Genomic DNA, 19,265 nt, shown 5'->3' on the forward strand with positions numbered 1-19,265 from the left:
GGTCGTCAGGCTATGATTGGCAATTTGAAAGGCGGCAATATGCAATTGAATTTGGCGATGGGTGCGGTGGCTGATGGGGACCGCGCACCAAAGGCATGTGATGCAGCTTGCTCAGAGGCGGCAGGGGACAAATCGGCAATGAAGCATGATGCGCTGTTTGAACGTTTTAGCGCGCGGCTCAAGGCACAGGTTGGTCCGGAAGTCTATGCGAGCTGGTTTGCACGGCTGAAACTCCATTCCGTTTCAAAAAGCGTCGTTCGTTTTACCGTTCCGACGACCTTTCTGAAGTCCTGGATCAATAACCGTTATATGGACCTGATCACCAGCCTCGTGCAGAGCGAGGATCCGGATGTGCTGAAGGTGGAGATTCTGGTCCGCTCGGCCAGCCGCCCGGTGCGCCCGGCCCAGGCTGAGGAGCGGACACAGCCCGCTCAGGAAATCGGGGCGGTTCAGCGCAACAAGCCTTTTGTCCCGCAGCAGCCCGCGGCGGCGCCTTCTGCGCAGCCCGTGGCCGCGCAGGCAACGCTGCGTCAGGGCGGCTCCGGTCCGCTGTTCGGGTCACCGCTAGATACCCGTTTCACCTTCGAGACGTTTGTAGAAGGTTCCTCCAACCGTGTTGCGCTTGCAGCCGCAAAGACGATCGCAGAAGCCGGCGCCGGCGCTGTGCGTTTTAATCCGCTGTTCATCCATGCGGGTGTGGGCCTCGGCAAGACACATCTTCTGCAGGCTATCGCGAATGCGGCCATCGACAGCCCGCGCAATCCGCGCGTGGTTTATCTGACGGCCGAATATTTCATGTGGCGTTTCGCAACCGCGATCCGTGACAATGACGCTCTGACGCTGAAGGATACGCTACGCAATATCGATCTGCTCGTCATCGATGACATGCAGTTTCTGCAGGGCAAGATGATCCAGCACGAATTCTGCCACCTGCTGAACATGCTGCTCGACAGCGCCAAGCAGGTCGTGGTTGCGGCTGACCGCGCTCCATGGGAACTGGAATCGCTCGATCCGCGCGTGCGCTCCCGCCTTCAGGGCGGCATGGCCATCGAGATCGAAGGGCCCGATTACGACATGCGTTATGAAATGCTCAACCGCCGCCTCGGTTCGGCCCGTCAGGAAGATCCTTCCTTTGATATTTCGGACGAAATCCTGACCCATGTCGCCAAAAGCGTTACGGCGAGCGGTCGCGAACTTGAGGGTGCGTTCAACCAGCTGATGTTCCGGCGCTCTTTCGAACCGAATCTGTCGGTCGACCGGGTCGATGAACTACTGTCGCATCTCGTCGGCACGGGCGAGGCCAAGCGCGTGCGTATTGAGGATATTCAGCGGATCGTCGCCAAGCATTACAACGTGTCGCGGCAGGAACTGGTGTCCAACCGCCGCACCCGAGTCATCGTCAAGCCACGCCAGATCGCCATGTATCTGGCGAAGATGCTGACGCCGCGGTCTTTCCCGGAGATCGGCCGCCGTTTTGGCGGACGTGACCATACCACGGTTCTGCATGCGGTGCGCAAGATCGAGGAGCTGATCTCCGGCGATACCAAGCTCGGTCATGAGGTCGAACTGCTGAAGCGCCTGATCAACGAAAACAACGCATGAAAAAAGCGGCCTCCGGGCCGCTTTTTTATTCTGTTCTTGTTTATTGGGCTAAATCTGGGGTGGAGGCCGGCGTCAGCAGGCGAGATCGGCCACCACCGCGTCCAGAATGAGCATGCCGGACGGCGTGCAGCGCAGGCGGGAATTACCGAGCCTCTCCACGAAACCGTGCTGGAGGAGGAATTCCTCCTTTTCCGGGTCGAGGTCGCGTCCGGAAAGATCGCTCCAGCGGGCGAGATCGATGCCTTCTCGCAGGCGAAGCCCCATCAGCAGCAATTCGTCGGCCTGTTCATCGACGCCGAGCAGTTCCTGATCGATCATGCCGTGGCCTTCCCGCTCAACGGTTTCCAGCCAGGTCTCGGGGTGGCGTTCGGTCGCCGTTGCGAGCTTGGAGGAGCCGCGCGTCAGGCGCCCATGCGCGCCAGGACCGATGCCCGCGTAATCGCCATAACGCCAGTAGGTGAGGTTGTGGCGACTTTCAGCACCGGGCCGGGCATGGTTGGAAACCTCGTAGGCCGGCATGCCGTAACGCTCGGTGATTTCCTGAGTGGCTTCATAAAGTACGGCCGAATGCTCGCCATCTGGCACGATGAGTTTGCCGGCCTTGTGCAGGCCGTAGAAGGGCGTGCCCTCTTCGATTGTCAGCTGATAGAGCGACAGATGGTCAACGGCATAGGAGACGGCCTCCTTCAGCTCGGCGTCCCATTCGGCCACCGTCTGGTTCGGGCGGGCATAGATGAGGTCGAAGGACATACGCGGGAAAATCTCACGCGCCAGCCTGATGGCTTTCAGGGCGTCAGCGACATCATGCAGCCGTCCGAGGAATTTCAGGTCGCGGTCATTCAGCGCCTGCACACCGAGAGAGACGCGGTTGACGCCCGCCGCCCGGTAACCGCGAAACCGCTCTGCCTCGACGCTCGAAGGATTGGCTTCCATGGTGATCTCGATACCATCCGGCACATGCCAGAAGCGCGAGACGCCATCAAGAAGTGCTGTGACTGTCTGCGGGTCCATCAGCGATGGCGTGCCGCCGCCCATGAAGATGCTGGTGACGACGCGCGGGCCGCTCAGCGACCGCATATGTTCCATTTCAAGCAGGAACGCAGCCGTAAACCGCTCCTGATCTACCGGCCGGTGGCGGACATGGCTGTTGAAATCGCAATAGGGGCATTTGGCCGCGCAGAAGGGCCAATGCAGATAAATCCCGAAACCGGGATCGCCCGTATCCGGCAGAAGCGATGCGCCGGGGGCAGAAAGTTGGTGCTCCCCGACCATCGGGTTCATGCCTCCAGGCAGGTTTCTACGAATTTTTTAAACGCACGGGCACGGTGCGATAGCGCAAAGCTGTCGCCATGTTTCCAGCCGTGTTTTTCGTCCGCGGTCATCTCACCGAATGTGGTGTCGTAACCCTCGGGTTTGAAGATCGGATCATAGCCAAATCCGCTCGTTCCGCGCGGTGGCCAGACGACAGTGCCTTCCACCTCGCCACGGAAATACTCGACATGACCATCGGGCCAGGCCAGGCACAGCACGCTGACAAAGCGGGCCTTGCGATCTTCCGGTTTCGATGCGCCGTGCTCGGCCAGCGCATCTTCAACTTTCCGCATCGCCATGACGAAGTCGCGTGTGCCGTCCGCCGTCTCCGCCCAATTGGCGGTGTAGACACCGGGCGCACCGTCAAGCGCGTCGATAACCAGACCGGAATCGTCGGACAAAGCCGGAAGACCGGATGCCTTCGCAGAGGCAAGCGCCTTGATGGCGGCATTTTCTTCGAAGGTCGTACCTGTCTCGTCCGGCTCTTCGAAGTTGAGCTCAGCCGCTGACTTGGCGGAAAAGCCGAAAGGGCCGATCAGATCGGCAATTTCGGCAATCTTGCCTTTGTTGTGGCTGGCGACGACGATGGTTCTGGTATCGAGCTTGCGCATCACGCTTTCCTGTCGGCTCAGGCGATGGCCTGTTTCTGAAGGGCGACCAATTCGCTGCAGCCGGCTTTGGCCAGGCCGAGCAGCGTCAGGAATTCTTCTTCGGAGAAGGGCGCGCCTTCAGCAGTACCCTGAACCTCGACGATGCCGCCCGAGCCGGTGATGACGAAATTCGCGTCGGTCTCGGCGGAGGAGTCTTCGAGATAGTCGAGATCGATAACCGGCTGGTTGGCGAAGATACCGCAGGAGATCGCCGCGATATGATCCTTCAGGACTTTCTCGACCTTGATCATGTTGCGGGTTTCCATCCACTTCAGGCAATCGTGCAGCGCGATCCACGCGCCGGTAATGGAGGCGGTGCGGGTACCGCCATCGGCCTGGATGACGTCGCAATCGATACTGATCTGGCGTTCGCCGAGCGCCTGAAGGTCAACCACCGCGCGCAGCGAGCGGCCGATGAGGCGCTGGATTTCCTGCGTACGGCCGCCCTGCTTGCCGGAAGCAGCTTCGCGCTTCATGCGTTCATGGGTGGAGCGCGGCAGCATGCCATATTCTGCGGTAACCCAGCCCTTGCCGCTGTTGCGCAGCCACGGCGGCGTCTTTTCTTCGAGGCTTGCGGTGACGAGCACATGCGTGTCGCCGAATTTCACGAGACAGGAGCCTTCGGCATGTTTCGAGAAATTGCGCTCGAAGGAAACCTTGCGCATCTGGTCGGTTTTTCTGCCTGAAGGCCGCATATGATCCACTCTCCATGTTGGTCCCTGCCTTCTAAGGCGAGGTCCTGGCTTTTGCAAAGCCAATTTCCATTTTGCCGCGGCCGCGCGACGCATTATATTGATGGCAGACAGGATATGGACGACAAAGAACGGACGAATGGGCTTTTCTGCACCGCTTTCAAAAGATCAGGCATCGCTTCTCGATGAACGGTCGCGGGAAATTTTCCGGCGCATCGTCGAAGGTTATCTCGATACCGGCGAACCGTTGGGCTCACGCAGCCTGTCGCGGCTGCTGCCGATGTCGCTTTCACCGGCCTCCGTCCGGAACGTCATGAGCGATCTGGAGGAACTGGGCCTCATCTATTCCCCTCACATCAGCGCTGGGCGCCTTCCCACTCAGACCGGGTTGCGCTTTTTCGTTGATGCCTTCATGCAGGTAGGCGATCTGCCCGCGGAGGAACGCGCAAGCATCGATCGCCAGATCGGGCCGGTCGCCGGTCACGAGCAATCGCTGGAAGGGCTGCTGACGGAAGCGAGCCGCATGTTGTCCGGGATGTCGCGGGGCGCAGGCCTGGTGCTGACGGCCAAGAATGATGTGGTGCTCAAGCATGTCGAATTCATCAGGCTCGAACCGACCAAGGCGCTCGCCGTGCTGGTGGGTGATCATAATCAGGTCGAAAATCGCATCATAGAGTTACCGACTGGCATTTCTTCGTCACAATTGACCGAGGCTGCGAATTTCATCAATGCCCATCTGTCCGGCCAGACGCTGCAGGAATTGCGCGGCCAGTTCCAGAAGCAGCAGGCGGAGCTGCAATCCGAACTCGGCACGCTGGCACAGGATCTCATCGAACGCGGTCTGGCTGTCTGGGCGGGCGATAGCGAGGACGGCAAGCTTGGTCGTCTCATCGTTCGCGGACGGTCCAACCTGCTGGAGGGACTGGCCGGCGAGGAAGACATCGATCGTGTTCGCCTGCTCTTTGACGATCTGGAGCGTAAGGAAAACCTCATTGAAATCCTCAACCTCGCGGAAAGTGGGTCGGGAGTGAGGATTTTTATCGGTTCGGAAAACAAGCTCTTTTCGCTGTCGGGTTCCTCGCTCATCGTCGCGCCGTATCGTGACGAGGACAATCGTGTCGTTGGTGCGGTCGGCGTCATCGGGCCCACCAGGCTGAATTATGCCCGTATCGTGCCCATGGTGGATTACACCGCGCAGATCATGGCCCGCCTTTCCCGCAAACAGAGATAGACAAGCCGGCAAGAAGGAGAATGCGGCAAGCTTTTCGCCGCAAGCCTTGATTTTTGCCCGCCAAAGCTCGATATCGGGCGCAACCACTAACAGTCTAATCTGGAGAACGTCATGACCGACGATACAAAAAAGCCCGGACCTGACGCGGACGTCGCGGAAGAGTTTGTCGAACCTGTGCAGGCAGGCGAAGAACAGGCTGAAACGGCGGAGCCCGATCCGGTCGAAGCGCTCAAGGCGGAAAATGCCGACCTGCGCGACAAGTTCCTGCGCCTTGCCGCGGAAATGGACAATCTTCGTCGTCGCACAGAACGCGACGTGAAGGATGCCAAGACCTATTCCATGGCCGCTTTTGCCCGCGACATGCTGGCGGTTTCAGACAATCTTCGCCGCGCTCTCGAGGCCATTCCCGCTGAGCTCAAGACCAATGGCGAAGCCGGTCTGAATGGCTTGATTGAAGGTGTCGAAATGACCGAGCGCTCGATGCTGTCGACGCTGGAACGCCATGGCGTGAAGAAGATCGATGCCGAAGGCCAGAAGTTCGACCCGAATTTCCACCAGGCCATGTTTGAAATTCCCAACACGACGGTTCCCAACAATACCGTATTGCAGGTAATTCAGGCCGGGTTCACCATTGGCGACCGCGTTCTGCGCCCCGCCATGGTCGGTGTCTCCAAGGGCGGCCCGAAGGCGGAAACCGCTGCCTCGGCCGAACCGGGCACCGCGTCCGTCAACGAAAAAGACGCTTGAGGCCATCTGTGCCGACGTAACGAAAAACGCGCCTTCAGGGCGCGTTTTTTATTGCCATTCACTGGGAAAAGAAGGCCTGTCGTCAGGCAGCCGTTGCCTGTTCCTGATTAAGGAAGGCGTAGATCGCCGTATCGGAATCTGTAGCACGCAGCTTGGCCACCAGTTCAGGGTCGCGCAGGGCACGCGCAATGCGTGAAAGTGCCTTCAGATGGTCGGCGCCGGCACCTTCTGGCGCCAGCAGCAGGAAAACCAGATCAACAGGCTGGTCGTCCAGCGCTTCGAAATCGACCGGCGTTTCAAGACGTGCGAAAACACCGGTGATCTGCTGAATGCTGTTGAGCTTGCCATGGGGAATGGCAATGCCGTGGCCCACACCGGTGGAGCCGAGCTTTTCACGCTGGAGGATGACGTCGAACACTTCCCGTTCCGAGACTCCGGTAATTCTGGCTGCCTTTGCGGCCAGCTCCTGAAGCAGCTGCTTTTTGGAATTCACCTTGAGGGCGGGAATAATCGCATCTTGTTGCAGCAAATCTGCCAACGCCATTCTCTTTTTCCTTCATGCCATCGAGACGAGGCGGAAGGCAGATGCACTTTCGCGTCCTGCCTTCCACGTCTTGTCAGACTGTTCAGCTCTTGATCGTTTCCGCGTCGATCCAGCCAATATTGCCGTCGTGACGCCGGTAGACGATGTTGAGATATTCCTTGCCCGGGCTGCGGAACAGCAGAACCGGTTCGTCGGTCATGTCGAGCGCCATTACGGCACTGGCAACAGACATGGTCTTAATCTGTTTCGAACTCTCGGCCACAATGGTGGGTGCGTAATCTTCGGGGACCTCGTGGTCCTCATCGGGAATAGCATCCATCACCGTATAGGCGATTTCCTGCGACACGCCGTTCGCACCATTGTGATGGTCCTTGAGCTTGCGTTTGTAGCGACGCAGGCGCTTTTCGATCCGCTCGGCGGCGGCATCGAAGCTCGCTTGCGGATCATTCGCCTGACCCGCCGCATGCAATACAACGCCCGTATCGAGATGCAGCTTGCAATCGGCCGCAAAACGCGATCCGGACTTCTCTACGGTCACTTGGCCTGAATACCCCCCATCGAAGTATTTGGTAACCGCCAGACCTATATTGTCCTCAATCCGCTGACGGAAAGATTCACCGATCTCCATATGTTTACCAGATACACGCACACTCATGGAAATTTTCCTTTTTGTAGTGATTTGCGAGTACCAGCTTACGTCAAGCCGCGCGCGCATCCAAGCGTTTCGAAGACCTTAAAAAGCCCTCATTCGAATTTTACGCCCATGGACGGTGGAGATGAATCCGTTACAAATGACCTTGCTTACGTGTGCGGCGGGCTTCTAGCCCTTGCCGCGACAAGAGTCAATGGTGCGGCAAAAAACCGCCATAAACGTGATCGGGTTCATCGCTCAGAAGGCGGACAACCTGGCAAGAGCCTTCTTTTCCCGGCGTCTCTGCACGGAGGAGGGGATGTTCATCGCCTCCCGATATTTGGCGACGGTGCGGCGGGCGAGATCGATACCGTTCTTCTTTAGATTGTCTACGATATCGTCGTCGGAAAGCACCGCATCAGCTGCTTCCTGCGCAATCATGGCCTTGATGCGGTGACGGACTGCTTCCGCTGAATGGCTGTCACCGCCTTCCACAGCGCTGATTGATACGCTGAAGAAATATTTCAGCTCGAACAGCCCGCGTGGCGTCAGCATGTATTTCTTTGATGTCACGCGGCTGACGGTGGATTCGTGCATCTTGATGGCGTCCGCAACCGTCTTCAGGTTCAGCGGCCGCAGGTGATCCACGCCATTGAGGAGAAAGGCATCCTGCTGACGCACGATCTCCGTCGCAACCTTCATGATCGTCCGGGCGCGCTGGTCGAGGCTGCGGGTCAGCCAATGGGCGGTCTGCATGCATTCAGCCAGAAAGTCCTGGTCCTCTCCTGCGCGAGCCTTGTGTTTCGAGACTTCGGCGAAATAGCTCTGGTTGATGAGCACGCGTGGCAGGGTCTCGGGATTGATTTCCACCAGCCAGCCGCCGGAAGAGGAGGGACGAACGATGATGTCGGGAACGATAGTCTCCGAAACCGCTGAATCGTAGCCTGCACCGGGGCGTGGATTGAGCGTGCGGATTTCCGCCAGCATGTCGAGCAGGTCTTCCTCATCGACCCCGCAGAGTTTCTTTAAGGAGGCGAAATCCCGCTTCGCCAGAAGCTCGAGATTGTCGATGAAAGCCCGCATGGCCGGGTCGAGCCGGTCCTTCTGCGCGAGCTGGATCGCCAGACACTCGCTCAGTGAACGTGAAAATACGCCGGGAGGATCGAAGCCCTGGAGTGTCTTCAAGACCCGCTCGACAGTCGAGGGGGCCGCTCCCAGCCGCTCGGCGACCTCGTCGACAGCGTCTGCGGCGATATAGCCGGTCTCATCGAGTTGGCCGATAAGCACATCGGCGATCATCCTGTCTTCGGGGGAAGAGATGGAGAGCGGCAATTGCTGACTGAGATGGTCGCCCAGGCTCTGTTTTGCAGCGACGAAGTCATCGAGATCGTAACTTTCGCCGGATTCCTGGCCCGGCATCGATTTCCACTGGCCCGCCAGTTCGGGCGCATCGGCCTTTCTCGGCTCGCCATCGTCGGGAAAGACGTTTTCGAAGCTCGTGTCGAGTTGCTCGCCAAGATTGGCGGCGCGATCCCCGTACCAGTCGTCACTATCTGCGGTCACGCTGGGGGATTTTCCCGCGCCGTCACCATCGCTGTCGCCGAAATTGTCGGCTTCCGCCGGTATATCATTGCTCAAATCGCCATCGTTTGCCGCAATTTCCAGCAGCGGATTACGTTCCACCTCCTGCGCGATAAACTGCGTCAACTCGAAATGCGTCATCTGAAGCAGCTGGATGGACTGCATCAGTTGCGGTGTCATCACGAGAGACTGGTTTTGACGCAGCAAAAGGCTGGCAGACAATGCCATGGCGAACGCGAAACTCCCTTTACAGCTTCTCCGTCGCCAGATTTTCCAGAAATTTTACCGAGACGACAGAACTTGGCCCAAAAATTGCTTTTTTATTTTGTTTGGTCAAGCGTCAGGGCAGGGCGCGATAAAGAATCTTTCGCGCCCTACAGCTTAAAGGCTGAAATTATTGCCGAGATAGAGGCGACGCACATCCGGATTGTTGACGATATCGTCAGGACGTCCATGCGTCAGCACCTCGCCTGCATGGATGATGTAAGCGCGGTCAATGAGACCAAGCGTTTCACGGACATTATGATCAGTGACGAGAACGCCGATGCCGCGTGCTGTCAGATGCCTTACCAGATTCTGGATGTCGCTGACCGAAATCGGGTCGACGCCCGCGAAAGGCTCGTCGAGCAGCATGAAGGTCGGATCTGTCGCAAGCGCGCGTGCGATTTCCAGACGGCGGCGCTCGCCACCCGAAAGCGCCACGGCGGGCGACTTGCGCAGCTGCGCGATATGGAATTCTTCCAGCAGCTCATCGAGCTTGCGGTTGCGCTTGGCTGCGTCCGGCTCGTGCACTTCCAGCACGGCGCGGATGTTCTCCTCCACGGTCAATCCGCGGAAGATCGAGGCTTCCTGCGGCAGGTAACCGACGCCGAGACGGGCGCGCCGATACATCGGCATGGTGGTGACATCGTTTCCGTTGATGGCGATCTTGCCGGTATCGACCGGAACCAGGCCCGTGATCATATAAAAACAGGTGGTTTTGCCGGCGCCGTTCGGCCCGAGCAGGCCCACAGCCTCGCCGCGACGAACGACCAGCGAAACGCCGTTGACCACGCGACGCGTATTATAGGTCTTGGTCAAACCATGCGCGATCAGCGTGCCCTGATAGGGGGTCTTGTCCGCCGGTGAGGCGGCGTCCGCGGATCGGTGGCGCCCGCCGCCGAATATTTTTGAGATCGAGGGTATCTTCACGAGGAAAGACTACTGTTTCTTCTGCGATTTCGGATCGAGCATGATCCGGACAGGACCGCCGCAGCTTTCGAGCTTGGCCTGTCCCGTATTCATCAGAACAGTCAGCTTGCAGCCGGTGAAGACATTGGTGCCTTCGGACAGCACGACCTGCTTTCCCGTCAGAATGAAGGTCTGCGCCGCCATGTCGAATTCGCCGTGATCGGCCGTCGCCTTCTGGGTCTCGGACGTCAGATAGACATTATTGTCCACGAAGATTTTTTCGATGTTGGCGTCGCCACTGGTGAGCGAGGAACCCTCGCCCTTGTAATTCACCGTCATCTTGCCGGCCTGCAGGGTTGTCGTTCCCTGCACAACCTTCACGTTGCCGGTAAAATATGCCTTACGCTCCTGATCGCGAATCTCGAGCTGGTCACTTTCAATCGCAATCGGCTGATCGCCGGAAAGCTTGACACCCTGCATGTTGCTGGTGGTGTTCTGGGCGAAAGCCACAGTTGCAAGACACGAAAAAACAAGACCTGCGGCTGTTAAGCCTGCGGATTTGCCAAGGAAAACGGGACGGGAAATTTGCATCATCTGGACCGGGCTCTCACTTGCCTTCATTTTTGATATTGGATGCAGCGATACGTGCCCGTACCTGCCCCGAAAATGTAATTGTCTTGCCATTATCGGCGATGTCAATCGATTGCGCAACAATCGAGCCGTCGTTTGTTTTGATTGAAACCGGCTGCTGGCTGCTCATTTTCCCGGCCTTCAGATCGACTTCCGCAGACTGGAATTTCGCTTGTATGCCATTGCTGAGATTGATGTCAAAAGGGGCGGTCATCTTTAGTTTGTTCGTAGCGCGGTCGAAAATGCCTTCCTGGGCGATCACCTGCGCGACACTGTCGTTTACCGGAACCGCCGCCAGAACCTTTTCGAGCGTCATCAGATTGGGATTGGCGATGTCCTGCAACGCGCGGTCGGCGTTCATGGAGTAATCGATTCCCTTCTCGTTGCGGCCCGCAACGGCAGGTTTTTCCATCACGATCTTGCCGTCTTCTATCCTCGCGCTTTCGAGGGAGACTTCTTCAGGCGCCCAGGTTCGGATAACCGAGACAGCGATGAAGGCAAGCGAAACGATTGCCGCCCCGAGCGGCAGAATGATTTTCAGCCGTTTCACACGCGCTGAATGCCGGAGCGCACGCCCGTAAGCGCCGTTCTGGTCATTGGGCAGCGGAAATGCTGGCGCGGGTTCGCGGAGTCTTTCGAGCATAAGAGCGGGTCCGGAATGCTTCTCCGGCGCCTTTCAGGCGCACAATTGAAGCTTGTGTCTCAATCTAAATGTCTTTGGCACGAGTGCTTTGTCCTGCCAATATGGTTTTTGTCTGGAAAGGTGCAAGGGAAATGCGAATTTTATCGTAATTCTGGTTTCCTTATTGTTTCCTTGCGGCTTCGCGTTAGAAGAACCATATGGCCTGAAGCGCAAGAGCGGATGACAGAGGTTTTTATGGACAATATGGCGATAGCGGATCGCAGGCGGTTGCGCCGCAAGCTGACTTTCTGGCGGATTGCCGCCGTTCTTCTGCTCGTTGCCGGTTTCTTCGGCCTCTACCGTCTTTTCTGGGATGGACCGCAGCAGAGTGCGAAGCCCCATATTGCCCGCGTCGAGGTCTCTGGCCTGATCACCGACAATACCGAACTTCTCGAGCGGCTCGACAGGATCGCCAAGAGCGACAATGTCAAAGGACTGATCGTGTCGATTTCTTCGCCAGGCGGCACCACCTATGGCGGTGAGCGCATCTTTAAGGCCATTCGAGGGGTCGCAGAAAAGAAGCCGGTCGTTTCGGATGTGCGCACGCTCGCTGCCTCCGCAGGTTACATGATCGCATCGGCGGGCGATGTCATCGTTGCTGGCGAAACCTCGATCACCGGTTCGATCGGCGTGATCTTCCAATATCCCCAACTTGGCCAGTTGATGGACAAGCTCGGCGTCTCGTTGCAGGAAATCAAGTCGTCGCCGATGAAGGCGGAGCCTTCACCGTTCCACGAGGCGCCGGAAGAAGCAAAGACGATGATCCGCGCCATGGTGATGGACAGCTATGGCTGGTTTGTGGACCTTGTGGCAGATCGCCGCAAACTGCCACGCGAGGATGTGCTGAAACTGGCTGATGGATCGATCTATACCGGCCGTCAGGCTCTTGCCAACAGGCTGGTTGACACGCTCGGCGGCGAAAAGGAAATTCGCACCTATTTCGAAACCCGCGGTGTGGCAAAGGATTTGCCGATTGTCGAATGGCGTGCGCCATCCTCCAATTCGCCTTTCGCGCTTTTCAGTGTTGCGCAAATAGCGAAGTTTCTGGGATATGACGATTTAATTCCCTTCGCAGGGCCTGGCCAGCTCGGTACGGACAAGTTGTTTCTTGACGGTCTTGTTTCCGTTTGGCAGGTTGAGCCGCGTTAAAAATCCAATTCTTTCAGGGGGCAACCGTGATCAAATCTGAACTGGTGCAGATCGTTGCTGCGCGTAACCCGCACCTTTATCACCGTGACGTGGAAAACATCGTCAATGCGGTGCTGGATGAAATCACCGACGCTCTGGCGGCAGGCAATCGTGTTGAGCTCCGCGGTTTTGGCGCGTTTTCGGTGAAAAACCGTCCGTCGCGCTCGGGCCGGAACCCGCGCACGGGTGAATCGGTTTTCGTCGAGGAAAAATGGGTGCCCTTCTTCAAGACGGGTAAGGAACTGCGTGAACGCCTGAACCCCGGAATGGGTGACGAAGAGGACGATTGATCGTTCTTGACGCCGGCGACTGAAACGGAGCCGGCCTTCCTCGCGGCGATGGAGTATTTTCGGATGTCAAAAAAAATCATCAACCTCATCATCCTGCTTCCGCTGGCGATCATCCTCGTCATCCTGTGTGTCGCCAATCGTCAGTCTGTGACGTTGGCGCTCAACCCCTTCCGACCGGAAGACGGCGTTCTGTCCTTCACCGCGCCATTTTTCGTTTTCCTGTTTCTGGCGGTCATTTTTGGTGTACTGCTGGGGTCTGCGGCCACCTGGTTCGCTCAGGGCAAACATCGCAAACGCGCCCGTATCGAGGCGAAGGAAGCCGTTCGCTGGCACGACGAGGCCAACCGTCAAAAGGCTGCCGCGGCCGGCCAGCTTCCACAGGCGGGACAACTCCCGGCAAAGTGATGGCGCCAGCATTGGTCCCGGCTCTAGTCGAGCGGCCTACGGAATGTTATTTGCTGGCGCGATAAGACGCGGGCAAAAGCGGAAAGATTTCCATTGAAGAAAAAAGACAGCCGGCCGGGCAATCGCGCGCGAGCCGGAAACGAGAAAAAACAGGTTCATGCCGCAAAGCCGGCGCGCCGCGCGGATGCCGCGCCGAAAAAGCGCGAGCCGGATGCGGTGCGCAGCGTGCAGAAGGCCGCACCGAAGGAAAAAACCGTTGTAGCCGCCGCCATCGAACAGGTTCCTGCGCGCGCACTGATGCAGCGCACCGGCGCACTGCCTGCGGAACAGGTTCCCGTCATTCTGGAATCGAGCGGCGCCGGTGATTTTCACCTCATCGATAGCGGCAACGGCCTGAAGCTCGAGCAATATGGCGACTATCGCATCGTCCGTCCCGAGGCGCAGGCGCTCTGGAGACCTTCGATCCCCGACCGCGTATGGCAGAATGCCGATGCCGTCTTTACCGGCGATACGGACGAGGACGGCATGGGCCGCTGGCGGTTTCCCAAGGAAGCGCTCGGAGAAACCTGGCCCCTGTCGCTCTTGGGCGTCGATTTTCTCGGCCGCTTCACGGCTTTCCGGCATGTTGGCGTCTTTCCCGAGCAGATCGTTCATTGGGAGTGGCTGAAACATTCCATCGAGACGGCTGACCGGCCGCTGAAGGTGCTCAATCTGTTCGGTTATACAGGCGTCGCCTCGCTGGTTGCGGCGGCTGCGGGCGCTGAAGTCACCCACGTCGATGCCTCCAAAAAGGCGATCGGCTGGGCCAAGGAAAATCAGGCCCTTGCCCGGCTCGAGCAGGCGCCGATCCGCTGGATCTGCGAAGACGCCATGAAGTTCATCCAGCGTGAGGAACGCCGCGGCAACAGCTACGATATCATCCTCACCGACCCGCCGAAGTTCGGCCGCGGGACCCACGGCGAGGTCTGGCAATTGTTCGACCATCTGCCTCTGATGCTGGACATCTGCCGGGAAATCCTGTCGCCCAAGGCGCTCGGCCTGGTGCTGACAGCCTATTCGATCAGGGCGAGCTTCTATTCAATGCATGAGCTGATGCGTGAAACCATGCGCGGCGCCGGTGGCGTCGTCACGTCCGGCGAACTTGTCATCCGTGAAGCCGGGCTGGACGGCAAGACGCCGGGCCGCGTGCTTTCCACATCGCTGTTCAGCCGCTGGGAGCCGAAATGAAGGATATGCGCGAAAATACAACGCGCCGGGTTGGTCAGGTCAAGGAAGTGACCAGCCTCGCCAATCCCATCATCAAGGACATTAAGGCGCTCACCCAGAAAAAGGGCAGGGAGGAGACCGGCACTTTTATGGCGGAAGGCCTGAAGCTGGTCATCGATGCCCTCGAACTCGGCTGGACGATAAAGACGCTGGTTTACGCCAAAGCCGCCAAGGGCAAGCCGCTGGTGGAGCAGGCGGCGGTGAAGACGGTCGCATCCGGCGGGCTGGTGCTCGAAGTCAGCGAAAAGGTCATCGCCTCGATCACCCGCCGCGACAATCCGCAAATGGTCGTCGGCATTTTCGAGCAGAAATGGAAGCCGCTGAAGGATATCCGGCCGGAAAAGGGCGAGACCTATATCGCACTCGACCGGGTTCGTGATCCCGGCAATCTCGGCACCATCATCCGCACAGCGGACGCGGCTGGTGCCTCGGGGGTCATTCTGGTCGGGGACTGCACGGACCCATTTTCGCTGGAAACGGTACGCGCCACCATGGGTTCGGTCTTCGCCACGCCCGTTGCGCGCGCCTCGGTCGAGGAATTCCTGTCCTGGAAAAAATCGGCACATGTCAGCGTCGTCGCCACCCATCTTGCCGGTTCTGTGGATTATCGAAAGATCGATTATGCCGGCAAGCCGGTCGTGATCCTGATGGGCAATGAACAATCCGGCCTTCCGCCGGAGCTTGCCGGCAAGGCCGACCAGCTGGCGCGCATTCCCCAGCAGGGTCGCGCAGACAGCCTTAATCTCGCCATCGCAACCGCCGTCATGCTGTTCGAAGCACGGCGACATCTCCTCGAACTCGCACCGGTGACGTAATGGCCAAGGCGGCATTGTTCTCGAAATTCGGCCCGGCCTTTGCCCTGATCGTCGCCGCGCTGGTGCTGGATCAAATCGTCAAGCAGCTGGTCGAAGCCTATCTGCCGCTGCAGGAGATGGTGCCTGTCGCGCCGTTTCTGGCGCTTTACCGCACCTACAATCTTGGTGTCGCCTTTTCCATGCTCGAAGACATGCACGGGTGGTTCATCGTCAGCATGCGGCTCGTCATCGTTGTCTTCGTTCTGTGGCTATGGCGCAAGACGGCTGCCGACCGCACCTTCGCCCATCTCGGTTTTGCCTTCATCATCGCCGGAGCAGCGGGTAATCTTCTCGACCGCTTCTTTTACGGGCACGTCATCGACTATATCCTGTTCCACACCCAGACATGGTCCTTCGCTGTTTTCAACCTTGCTGACAGTTTCATAACCATCGGTGCAGGCTGCGTCATTCTCGACGAGTTTTTGCACGCCCGGGCGGCTAAAAAGTAAAATTTTACCGTTTCGGCCAAACATATCAAAACCGCTGCCGTGGTAGCGGTTGCCTATGAGCGAACTGGCAAAACTTCGGCAAAAAGTCTCGGATGGCCTTGGCCTGGCTGCCACGGCGGTGCAGCCTGCGGATCGTCTCGATACGACGGCACGCCCTGCAGATGAAGAACATGCGACCGGTACCGGGTCGATTGCGCTCTATGTCGCCGTGTCGTTATCGGTGGGGGCTTTTTCCGCTGCCCTTATCGCGCTTGCAGTGCCTTATGCTGTCACTGTTGCGATGGCGATCTTCTTCGGCGCAGTGCTCGTCGGTGTCCTTTTCCATGCGCTCTTTGATGAGTCTTTGCATCGGCCCGATGCCCTGGTTGCAGAAGCAGATCTCCGGCTGCGCCAGACGCAAAACCGGTCTCTGATTGCCGAAATGCAGGAGTTCATGGGCGATATAGTCGTGATCCGCGACATGAACCGGCGTATTGTCGAGGCGAATAGAGTGTTTCGCGAAATGACCGGCTGCACGGCCCCGGAAGGGTTGAGCTGCGAGGAAATCGGCATCGCTTTCCGCCCGGGCGAAAAGGTCCACGCTTATGATGTGGAGATCGCGACCCCGTTCGGTCAGCGCATCTTTTCCTGGCATGATGTCGTGACCCGCGATCTGGCAAGCAGCCGTCTTCACATCAGCAGCATCGCCAGAGATGTGACTGAGGAGCGGCTTGCACTTGCCGAAAGGGAAGATGCCCGCCTGCGCGCCGAAAAGGCCGAGGCGGAAAAGGCGAGGCTGCTTGCCACGGTAAGTCATGAAATCCGCCTGCCGCTTTCCGGCATGCTCGGCATGAACCATCTTCTGTCTCAGACGAAACTCAGCGACGAGCAGCGCAACTATCTCGATGGCATGCGACAATCCGGCCAGTCGCTGGTGCAGCTGGTCGAGGATCTGCTGGATTATTCGACCATGGAGGCTGGCCGCTTCAGGCTCAATCCGCGCGCGGAGAACCTGCGGCGGCTGATTGAGAGCATCGTTGAGATGCTCGCCCATCGCGCCCATGAAAAAGGTATAGAGATTACATCCTTCGTTGCGCCTGAAGTACCCGATCATCTCGATTTCGATCCGGCGAGGCTGCGTCAGGTCCTCTTCAATCTCCTCGGCAATGCCGTCAAATTCACGCGGGAAGGCGGCGTCGTCATCCGGGCGCGCATGATCGGTGACGAATTGCACATCGCCGTCGAAGACACCGGCCCGGGCATGAGCCGGGCGGAACAGGCCCGTATTTTTGGGGAATTCGAACAGGCTGGCCCGTTGTCGCAGCGAAGCGCAGGCACGGGCCTTGGACTTGCGATCTCCGCCCGTATCGTGCGGGAATTCGGCGGCCGTCTCACGGTTTCCAGCCGCAAAGGCAAGGGTAGCACTTTCAAGCTGGCGTTTCGCCCGGGAGGCGCGCCTGCCGAAATGGCGGATCCGGCGCGGCGCCATTGCCTGCGACATACAAATGTCCTGCTCGTCGCACCAAGGGGTGTGGCGGCAGCGGTCACGATGGAGGCGATCGAGGCCTTCGGCGGGCAATGCACACTTATCCATCAGCCTGAAGATCTGGAAAAGCTGAGGAAGAGTTCCGCCATCGGGACCGCCCCCCTTACCGATGTCATCGTCGACCGGCGCATTTCGCCGTTGTTCAAAGATGCACTGAAGGATTGGCCGGACGGCAACGTCCGCCGCACGCTGCTCGTCAGCCCCGAAGAGCGGCCGTCGACAATGCATGTGGCCTTCGACGCGTGGTTGATCCGGCCGCTGCGGGAAAAATCCCTGATCGACGTATTGTGCGGTCGTCTGCGCGGCATAGAGCGACGGGACGCCATCAACGACAACCACCCGGATGTGGGATTTTCCTCGCGGGTGGTGGAGGGAGCGAGCGGTATCGAGATACTCGTGGCGGAAGACGATGCTGTTAATCAGCGCATCATCCGCGCCGTTCTGGAAAAAAGCGGCTATATCGTCCGCGCCGTAGGGGATTTTGCGGCGTTGCGGCAATCTCTGGAGCAGGGCGTATCCCGTTTGCCTGACCTCATAGTCTCCGACCTCAACATGCCGGGCGGCGACGGGCTCCAAGCGCTCCCTGACCTCCTCCATATGCTGCAGGGCGAAAGAAATATTCCTGTCATCGTGCTCAGCGGCGATACCAGTGACGCGACCGCCGAAATCCTGCTGAAGGCTGGTGTTGGCGCGATTTTGACGAAACCTGCCGACCCGCGACGGCTGGTTGAGGAAATCCGTCGTCTGCTGGAGGCGAAACGCCTGTCGCTATCGTAAATTGACAGACTCGCTCTGGCTGCATTTTGTCACTATTCTGTCGTTAAATAGTGATTTATGACAGGAAAATTCTTTGGTGGCGGAGCGATTCCCCATGGTTGCCGAAATCCTCAATCACGACATTTGTGAAAACAATGTTGTCATTACTCCTCGTCCGGAGACAGCTCAGGACAATGAGGGCCTTTTCGGTCGCATCGGCAGGCTGGAAACCCGGCTTGCCAGAAATGAACGCGAGATTGATGCTGCGCAGTCCGTGCGGTACCGGGTGTTCGTCGAGGAGATGAAGGCAAGGCTTCCGGCAGAAGCGATGCGGCGCCAGCGCGACTTCGACGCCTGGGACAGTGTGTGTGACCATCTGCTCGTGCTCGATAAGTCGATCGAGGGTGACAGCGAAGATCAGATCGTCGGCACCTATCGCCTGCTGCGTCAGGAAGTCGCGCTCGCCAATAATGGCTTTTATTCCGCCAGCGAATTCGACATCGCCGGTCTCGTTGCGCGCCACCCAGGCAAGCGCTTCATGGAGCTTGGCCGCTCCTGCGTGCTGCCGGAATATCGCACCAAGCGCACCGTCGAGCTTCTGTGGCAGGGCAACTGGTCCTACGCCGTTAAACACCGGATGGACGCCATGATCGGCTGCGCCTCCTTCCCGGGTGTGCAGCCGGAAGCACATGCGCTCGCCTTGTCTTTCCTGCACCATAACTGCCTTGCGAAGGGGGAGTGGGAGGCGGTTGCTCTTCCTGAGCTCTACCATGAAATGGACCTCGTTCCGGCAGAAGCCCTGAACGCCCGCAAGGCGCTGAACGCCATGCCGCCGCTCATCAAGGGTTATATGCGCCTCGGCGCCATGTTCGGCTCCGGCGCAGTGGTAGACCACGCCTTCAACACGACCGACGTGCTGGTGGTCCTGCCGGTTTCGTCGATCGCCGGCCGATACATCAGCTATTATGGCGGCGAGACCGAACGTATCAACGGCTGAGCGGGTTCTGCGTAGCCGGAGGGGATGTTCCTGTGGGCAGCGGTGCCGTGCGTGTTGTCTTGGG

At 58.6% G+C, this 19,265-nt stretch carries 20 protein-coding genes; 11 read left to right on the forward strand and 9 right to left on the reverse strand.

Annotation, left to right across the window (positions count from 1 at the left end; translation table 11 throughout):
- Positions 1 to 138 precede the first annotated feature (138 nt).
- Positions 139 to 1,602, forward strand: a complete 1,464-nt coding sequence (gene dnaA, locus BTN45_RS00005) for a chromosomal replication initiator protein DnaA (RefSeq protein ID WP_006699682.1) — start codon at positions 139 to 141, stop codon at positions 1,600 to 1,602.
- 72 nt (positions 1,603 to 1,674) lie between these two features.
- Here dnaA and hemW read toward each other — a convergent pair whose 3' ends face one another.
- The 3 genes from hemW to rph are packed head-to-tail and all read right to left on the reverse strand — an operon-like array spanning position 1,675 to position 4,258.
- Positions 1,675 to 2,874, reverse strand: coding sequence for a radical SAM family heme chaperone HemW (gene hemW / locus BTN45_RS00010; protein WP_207589591.1), 1,200 nt, complete (start codon positions 2,872 to 2,874; stop codon positions 1,675 to 1,677).
- Positions 2,875 to 2,879: 5 nt separating this feature from the next.
- A complete protein-coding gene (gene rdgB / locus BTN45_RS00015; protein ID WP_112555973.1) occupies positions 2,880 to 3,524 on the reverse strand; it encodes an RdgB/HAM1 family non-canonical purine NTP pyrophosphatase in 645 nt (214 codons plus the stop codon).
- Between the two features lie 17 nt (positions 3,525 to 3,541).
- Positions 3,542 to 4,258 (reverse strand): ribonuclease PH, encoded by a 717-nt coding sequence (gene rph, locus BTN45_RS00020; RefSeq protein ID WP_003503798.1) that lies wholly within the window; start codon positions 4,256 to 4,258, stop codon positions 3,542 to 3,544.
- Positions 4,259 to 4,394: 136 nt separating this feature from the next.
- Between rph and hrcA the strand changes: the two genes are divergently transcribed.
- Both hrcA and grpE read left to right on the forward strand, forming a co-directional pair.
- Positions 4,395 to 5,486: a heat-inducible transcriptional repressor HrcA gene (gene hrcA / locus BTN45_RS00025; protein ID WP_022555500.1), complete on the forward strand. Its 1,092-nt coding sequence runs from the start codon at positions 4,395 to 4,397 to the stop codon at positions 5,484 to 5,486.
- Between the two features lie 111 nt (positions 5,487 to 5,597).
- Positions 5,598 to 6,233 carry a nucleotide exchange factor GrpE gene (grpE, locus tag BTN45_RS00030; RefSeq protein ID WP_022555501.1) on the forward strand — a complete coding sequence of 212 codons (636 nt, stop codon included), beginning with the start codon at positions 5,598 to 5,600 and terminating at the stop codon, positions 6,231 to 6,233.
- A gap of 82 nt (positions 6,234 to 6,315) precedes the next feature.
- Here grpE and ptsN read toward each other — a convergent pair whose 3' ends face one another.
- The 6 genes from ptsN to lptC form a co-directional block, all read right to left on the reverse strand.
- Positions 6,316 to 6,777, reverse strand: a complete 462-nt coding sequence (gene ptsN / locus BTN45_RS00035) for a PTS IIA-like nitrogen regulatory protein PtsN (RefSeq protein ID WP_004439537.1) — start codon at positions 6,775 to 6,777, stop codon at positions 6,316 to 6,318.
- 82 nt (positions 6,778 to 6,859) lie between these two features.
- On the reverse strand, positions 6,860 to 7,432 hold the full coding sequence (gene raiA, locus BTN45_RS00040; RefSeq protein ID WP_003520085.1) for a ribosome-associated translation inhibitor RaiA: 573 nt from the start codon (positions 7,430 to 7,432) through the stop codon (positions 6,860 to 6,862).
- A 234-nt stretch (positions 7,433 to 7,666) separates the two neighbouring features.
- On the reverse strand, positions 7,667 to 9,217 hold the full coding sequence (gene rpoN, locus BTN45_RS00045) for an RNA polymerase factor sigma-54 (RefSeq protein ID WP_207588441.1): 1,551 nt from the start codon (positions 9,215 to 9,217) through the stop codon (positions 7,667 to 7,669).
- A 153-nt stretch (positions 9,218 to 9,370) separates the two neighbouring features.
- Complete coding sequence (gene lptB / locus BTN45_RS00050; protein ID WP_034496329.1) at positions 9,371 to 10,156, reverse strand: LPS export ABC transporter ATP-binding protein; 786 nt, start codon at positions 10,154 to 10,156, stop codon at positions 9,371 to 9,373.
- A gap of 33 nt (positions 10,157 to 10,189) precedes the next feature.
- Entirely contained in the window at positions 10,190 to 10,753 is a 564-nt protein-coding gene (locus BTN45_RS00055; protein WP_004439544.1) for an LptA/OstA family protein, read from the reverse strand.
- Between the two features lie 13 nt (positions 10,754 to 10,766).
- The gene (gene lptC, locus BTN45_RS00060) at positions 10,767 to 11,432 is read right to left on the reverse strand and encodes an LPS export ABC transporter periplasmic protein LptC (protein WP_006698894.1); all 666 of its coding nucleotides are present in this window, start codon (positions 11,430 to 11,432) and stop codon (positions 10,767 to 10,769) included.
- Between the two features lie 234 nt (positions 11,433 to 11,666).
- Between lptC and sppA the strand changes: the two genes are divergently transcribed.
- The 8 genes from sppA to BTN45_RS00100 all read left to right on the forward strand — a co-directional run bounded on the left by sppA (position 11,667) and on the right by BTN45_RS00100 (position 19,201).
- The gene (gene sppA / locus BTN45_RS00065; RefSeq protein WP_004439548.1) at positions 11,667 to 12,620 is read left to right on the forward strand and encodes a signal peptide peptidase SppA; all 954 of its coding nucleotides are present in this window, start codon (positions 11,667 to 11,669) and stop codon (positions 12,618 to 12,620) included.
- A gap of 2 nt (positions 12,621 to 12,622) precedes the next feature.
- Complete coding sequence (locus tag BTN45_RS00070; RefSeq protein WP_219256707.1) at positions 12,623 to 12,949, forward strand: integration host factor subunit beta; 327 nt, start codon at positions 12,623 to 12,625, stop codon at positions 12,947 to 12,949.
- 63 nt (positions 12,950 to 13,012) lie between these two features.
- Positions 13,013 to 13,354: a LapA family protein gene (locus BTN45_RS00075; RefSeq protein ID WP_004439562.1), complete on the forward strand. Its 342-nt coding sequence runs from the start codon at positions 13,013 to 13,015 to the stop codon at positions 13,352 to 13,354.
- 93 nt (positions 13,355 to 13,447) lie between these two features.
- Positions 13,448 to 14,581: a class I SAM-dependent methyltransferase gene (locus tag BTN45_RS00080; protein WP_142181962.1), complete on the forward strand. Its 1,134-nt coding sequence runs from the start codon at positions 13,448 to 13,450 to the stop codon at positions 14,579 to 14,581.
- Positions 14,578 to 15,435, forward strand: a complete 858-nt coding sequence (locus BTN45_RS00085) for an RNA methyltransferase (protein ID WP_004439569.1) — start codon at positions 14,578 to 14,580, stop codon at positions 15,433 to 15,435. The genes BTN45_RS00080 and BTN45_RS00085 overlap by 4 nt, the downstream gene beginning before the upstream one ends.
- Positions 15,435 to 15,923 (forward strand): signal peptidase II, encoded by a 489-nt coding sequence (gene lspA, locus BTN45_RS00090; protein ID WP_004439571.1) that lies wholly within the window; start codon positions 15,435 to 15,437, stop codon positions 15,921 to 15,923. Before BTN45_RS00085 ends, lspA begins: the two co-directional genes overlap by 1 nt.
- A gap of 55 nt (positions 15,924 to 15,978) precedes the next feature.
- A complete protein-coding gene (locus tag BTN45_RS00095; RefSeq protein ID WP_207588443.1) occupies positions 15,979 to 18,225 on the forward strand; it encodes a PAS domain-containing hybrid sensor histidine kinase/response regulator in 2,247 nt (748 codons plus the stop codon).
- Between the two features lie 94 nt (positions 18,226 to 18,319).
- Complete coding sequence (locus BTN45_RS00100; protein ID WP_207589593.1) at positions 18,320 to 19,201, forward strand: GNAT family N-acetyltransferase; 882 nt, start codon at positions 18,320 to 18,322, stop codon at positions 19,199 to 19,201.
- The last annotated feature ends 64 nt before the right edge of the window (positions 19,202 to 19,265 follow it).

The organism is Rhizobium sp. ZX09, assembly GCF_017357485.1.
In the GTDB taxonomy this organism is placed as follows: domain Bacteria; phylum Pseudomonadota; class Alphaproteobacteria; order Rhizobiales; family Rhizobiaceae; genus Agrobacterium; species Agrobacterium pusense.